This is a genomic window from Nocardioides sp., assembly GCF_029937575.1.
Lineage (GTDB): Bacteria > Actinomycetota > Actinomycetes > Propionibacteriales > Nocardioidaceae > Nocardioides.
In genome coordinates, this window is record NZ_JAPYPS010000122.1 from 1 (window position 1) to 5586 (window position 5586).

Consider the following 5586-nt stretch of genomic DNA (forward strand, 5'->3'; position numbering starts at 1 on the left):
TCGTCGAGTGGTCAAGAACGACACGAAAACCGGCCGGAAACCTGCAGTCTTCGCCCAACCGATGAGGCGATGTGAAGGGTGTGACGGGTGTGGCGCCCGCGCATGCGGCGGCGCGAGCTTGCTCGTGCCGTCAGCGCGACGACGCGCGCGGGCGCCACACCACCCCAGAAGGCCAGGTCCAACCGAGGAGCGGGCGTCCCACCGACCCCGGAAGGCCACCGGCCCAGAAGCCGTCAGGACCGCCGTACGACGGCGCCGGCGTGAGGAGGCACTGCGACGACACCGCCGGCGAGCTCGACTCCGGGGCCCGTCGTGAAGAGCACCTCGGTCGTGGCGACCCGGACGGCCATCGGGGCGTCGCCGAAGTTGACCAGGATCTGCAGGTCGCCGCGGGTCATCGAGAAGAGCCGTGACGCCTCGTCCACCTCGCACGACGTCGCGAGGAACGACGGGTCGGTCAGTGCAGGCTCGGCGTGGCGCAGCGCGCCCAGCTGCCGGTAGACCGACAGCATCCGCGCACCCCGTCCCGACAACAGCTCGGCCCAGTCGAGCTTCGAGCGCTCGAAGGTGGCGGGGTCCTGGGGGTCGGGGACGACGGACGGGTCCCAGCCCATCTTCGCGAACTCCCCGATCCGCCCCTCGGCCGTCGCCCGACCCAGCTCCGGCTCCTCGTGGGCGGTGAAGAACTGGAACGGGGTCGAGGCCGCCCACTCCTCGCCCTGGAAGAGCATCGGGGTGAACGGTCCGCACAGGGTGAGCAGCGCGGCGCAGGCGAGCTGGTCGTCGTCCAGCGAGTCGGTGATCCGGTCTCCGATCGCGCGGTTGCCGACCTGGTCGTGGTTCTGGCTGCAGACCACCAGACGCCACGTCGGCATGGCCGCCACGTCGATCGGGACGCCGTGGTCGGACTCACGGAAGGTCGAGAAGGTCCCGTCGTGGAAGAAGCCCTTCTCGCACACCTTCGCCAGCGCGCTGAGCGGCTCGAAGTCGGCGTAGTAGCCGTCGGTCTCCCCGGTCAGCGCGACGTGGACGGCGTGATGGAAGTCGTCGCTCCACTGAGCGTCGAGCCCGTAGCCGCCGGCCTCGCGGGGCGTGACCAGCCGCGGGTCGTTGAGGTCGGACTCGGCGATCAGGGTCAGTGGCACCCCACGGTGCGCCGACAGCGCGGCCACCTCGACCGCGAGCTCCTCGAGCAGGTGGGTCGGCGAGGAGTCCTGCAGCGCGTGCACGGCATCGAGGCGGAGGCCGTCGACGTGGTAGTCGCCCAGCCACATCAGGGCGTTGTCGATGATGTGACGGCGCACCTCGGCCGCGCCGTCGCCGTCGAGGTTGACCGAGTCGCCCCACGTGTTGCGGCCCGACGTGAGGTACGGCCCGAACAGGGGCAGGTAGTTCCCGGACGGTCCGAGGTGGTTGTAGACGACGTCCTGGATGACGCCCAGCCCCGCGGCATGACACCCGTCGACGAAGCGTTGGTAGGCCGCTGGGCCGCCGTAGGTCTCGTCGACGGCGAACCAGCCGACGCCGTCGTACCCCCAGTTGTAGGCGCCGCCGAAGGCGTTGACCGGCATCAGCTCGACGAGGTCCACGCCGATCGAGCGCAGGTGGTCGAGCTTGCCCAGCGCCGCGTCGAGGGTCCCCTCGGGAGTGAAGGTGCCGAGGTGGAGCTCGTAGATCACCGACCCGGCCAGCTGCCGCCCGGTCCACGATTCGTCGCTCCACGCATGGGCCGAGGCATCGAACGTCCGTGAGTGTGTGTGTACGCCGGCCGGCTGACGCCGCGAGCGGGGGTCGGGCCGGACCTCGTCGGAGTCGTCGATGAGGTAGCCGTAGTCGACGTCGCCCGAGGCGGGGTCGGGGACGGCGGACACAGGCGTCCACCAGCCGTCGGGGTTCCGCTGCATCGCGACGACGTCCCCGGCCACGGACAGCCGCACCCGCTCGGGGCGCGGTGCCCACACGTCGTAGGGACCACGCCGGCTCACGACGGTCCGTCCTCGGGGATCCTGGTGAGCAGCGCGCACGAGCACACGTCGAGCACCTCGGACAGGTAGACGGTGCCGTCGGACTCGACGTCGCGGTCGGTGACGTGGTCCCACCAGGTGCCGGCGGGCAGCACCAGCTCGGTCTCGCCCCAGCCCCCGGCCTCGATGAGCGCCAGCGGCAGGCGCGTGGCCACGGTCACGGCGCCGCCGCGGTCGAAGGCGACGAGGTGGTCGGCGTGCTCACCACGCCCCTCGACCGGGGTGTACGACGTGAACAGCGCGGGCTCGTCGCGGCGCAGCCGCAGCCCGGCCGTGGTGACCGAGAGCTTGGTCGCGGCGTCGTGGGTCGGGATGCGCTCGGCCAGGAGGGAGGCGCGCAGGTCGAAGTCGACGGGGCGCCGGTTGTCGGGGTCGACCAGCGACTGCTCCCAGAGCTCGGAGCCCTGGTAGACGTCGGGCACGCCGGGGATCGTGAGCGCGATCAGCTTGGCGGACAGCGCGTTGGACCGGCCGGCATCGTCGACCAGCGTGAGGAGCTCGCCCAGGACGGCGCCCACCTCGGGCACGTCGAAGGCCGCGTCCACCGCTGCGTGCACGGCTGCCTCGTAGGTCTGGTCCGGTGCGGTCCACTGGGTGTGGTCGCCCGCCTCACGCATCGCCTTCTCGGCATAGGCGTGCAGCCTCGACCTGAGGGCGGGGTCCGGCTGCGGGTCCCCCCCAGCCGCCCAGGCGCCGACCACGGCCTGCCAGAGCAGCGCGGCGAACGCTTCGTCCGGCACCGGCGCGAGCGTCTGGAGGCGAGAGAGCGCCGCGGTCCAGACGGCGGGCGCCTCGGCCAGGACGGTGATCCGGGCCCGGACGTCCTCGCCGCGCTTGGTGTCGTGGGTCGAGGTGCACGTCATCGCCTCGGCCCGGTCGCGCTGGCGGATCGCCATCAGCTCGTGGAACCCGGCGACGGGCAGGTGCTGCTCGCTGGGGTCGCCGCCGACCTCGTTGAGCGAGGTGAGCCTGTTGTAGCGGTAGAAGGCGCAGTCCTCGACGCCCTTGGCCATCACCATGCCCGAGGTCTGTTGGAAGCGCAGGGCAGCGGGTTGGGCCGCGTCCCCGAGCACCGGGACGAGCGCGTCGAGGACCGGAACGAGGTCGGGGCGCGCTGCACGCGCCCGGTCGAAGGCCTCGTCGAGGTGGCCGCGCGTGGTCGGCAGGTAGGAGCGGTAGACCGGGAAGCACGCGGCCAGCTCGGCGACCGCGTCGACGACGCGCTCGACCGGCATCCCCAGCGGGGTCGGTGCCGTCGACCCGGCGCCGCGCAGGCGGGCCGTGAGGCGCTTGGTGAGGGTGCCGGCGGCCGGCGCGGTGCCGCCCGGCAGCTCGCGCACGATGCGGCGTATCTCCGAGCCGAGGATGGTGTCGGCGACCGCTCGCTTCGTGCCGTGCACCATCGCCGCCCAGTCGAGGCCGTCCTGAGGCAGGTCGCCCGGGGGCACCGGACGGGTGAGCACGCGGTCGATGGCCCCGAGCGCGTCGTACCCGGTGGTGCCGGCCGTCTCCCACGACGGCGGCAGCATCTCGCCGGGCTCGAGGATCTTCTCGACGAGCACGTAGGCGCCACCGGTCAGCCGGGCCAGGTCGCCGAGGTAGCCCTCGGGGTCACGCAGGCCGTCGGGGTGGTCGACCCTGAGCCCGTCGACGAGGCCCTCGTCGAACCACCGCTTGATCTCCACGTGCGTCTGGTCGAAGACCCACCGCTCCTCGACCCGCACGGCGGCCAGGGTGTTCACGGCGAAGAAACGGCGGTAGTTGAGCCGGTCGTCGGCGGCGCGCCACGAGACGAGGCGGTAGTGCTGCTTCTCGAGCGAGCGCGTGCGGGGCGCCAGCGGGAAGCGGTGGTCGTGGTAGCGCACCTCGCCCGCCGCCACGTCGACGCGGACCGAGCCCTCGTCACCGTCGCCCACCACGGGGATCAGGATCTTGCCGTCGCCGGCGGCCCAGTCGATGTCGAAGGCCTCGGCGAAGCGGGACTCCCGCCCGTGCATCAGCAGGTCCCACCACCACGCGTTGGCCGACGGCGTGGCGATGCCGACGTGGTTGGGGACGATGTCGACCAGGACGCCCATCCCGAGACGGCGTGCCTCGGCGGACAGTGCCGCGAGTCCTTCGGCGCCGCCCCGCGCCGGGTCGATCCGGTCGTGCGCGACGACGTCGTACCCGTGGTCGGAGCCGGGCTCGGGCTCCAGCAGCGGCGAGAGGTAGACCCAGTCGACGCCGAGGTGGTGCAGGTACTCCAGCCGATCGGTCGCTGCGGAGAGGTCGAAGGACTCGCGGATCTGCAGGCGGTAGGTGTTGCGAGGCGTACGTCGGCTGGTCATCTCTCGGCCCCTGCCTCGCCGCCCGGGGTGGCCTGGCTCGTCTGTCCCGTCTGGGCGGCCACGGAGGCCGCCACCGACGAGTCCGGCACCGGCTCCGGCTCGCGACCCTCGCGCAGCACCAGGACGCTGCGACCGGACAGCGCGAACGTCGATCCCGCCGGCCGTCCGGCCTCGGGTCCGCTGGAGCCGGCGGTGTTGATCACGACGTCCCAGGTGGCGGCGTACTCGGTGGCGGGCAGGGTGACCTCGGCGGGACCGTCGCCGTTGAAGTAGAGCAGGAAGTGGTCGTCGGTGATCGCGTTGCCGCGCGGGTCCTTGCCGGCGATGCCATGGCCGTTGAGGTACATCCCGATCGCCTCGCCGCTCTGCTCCCAGTCGTCGTCGTCCATCGGCTCGCCGTCGAGGTGCAGCCAGACGATGTCGTTGAGCCGGTCGTCGCCGGTGCGCGCGGTGGTGCCGGTGAAGAACCGCTGCCGGTGGAACGTCGGGTGCTCGCGCCGCAGCCGGATCAGTGCGGCGGTGAACTCCAGGAGCGGCTCGTCGATGCGTTCCCAGTCGACCCAGGCGATCTCGGAGTCCTGGGCGTAGGTGTTGTTGTTGCCGTGCTGGGTGCGCCCGAGCTCGTCGCCGTGCAGCAGCATCGGCACGCCCTGGCTGAGCAGCAGCGTGGCGAGGAAGTTGCGCTGCGAGCGCGCCCGCGAGGCGAGGATCTCGGGGTCGTCGGTCTCGCCCTCCACGCCGTGGTTCCAGGATCGGTTGTGGCTCTCGCCGTCGCGGCTGTCCTCGCCGTTGGACTCGTTGTGCTTCTCGTTGTAGGAGACCAGGTCGCGCAGGGTGAAGCCGTCGTGGGCGGTGACGAAGTTGATCGACGCGAACGGTCGTCGTCCGGAGTGCTCGTAGAGGTCGGAGGAGCCGGAGACCCGCGAGGCGAACTGTCCCAGCGAGGGCTCGCCGCGCCAGAAGTCGCGCACGGTGTCGCGGTAGGCGCCGTTCCACTCGGTCCACTGCGGCGGGAAGCCGCCGACCTGGTAGCCACCGGGACCGACGTCCCACGGCTCGGCGATCAGCTTGACCTGGCTGACGACCGGGTCCTGCTGCACGAGCTCGAAGAACGTCGCGAGCCGGTCGACGTCGTAGAACTCGCGCGCCAGCGCGGAGGCGAGGTCGAAGCGGAAGCCGTCGACGTGCATCTCGGTGACCCAGTAGCGCAGCGAGTCCATGATCAGCTGCAG

2 protein-coding genes and 1 pseudogene are annotated in these 5586 nt (G+C 71.8%); all 3 read right to left on the reverse strand.

The features are described from left to right. Positions 1-233: 233 nt before the first annotated feature. The gene (gene treZ, locus Q1K33_RS20555) at positions 234-1985 is read right to left on the reverse strand and encodes a malto-oligosyltrehalose trehalohydrolase (protein WP_300406776.1); all 1752 of its coding nucleotides are present in this window, start codon (positions 1983-1985) and stop codon (positions 234-236) included. Beyond that, positions 1982-4354, reverse strand: a complete 2373-nt coding sequence (gene treY / locus Q1K33_RS20560; protein WP_300406778.1) for a malto-oligosyltrehalose synthase — start codon at positions 4352-4354, stop codon at positions 1982-1984. The genes treZ and treY overlap by 4 nt, the downstream gene beginning before the upstream one ends. Beyond that, positions 4351-5586: pseudogene (locus tag Q1K33_RS20565) on the reverse strand (glycogen debranching enzyme); the annotation flags it as partial. The gene treY and the pseudogene Q1K33_RS20565, both read right to left, overlap by 4 nt.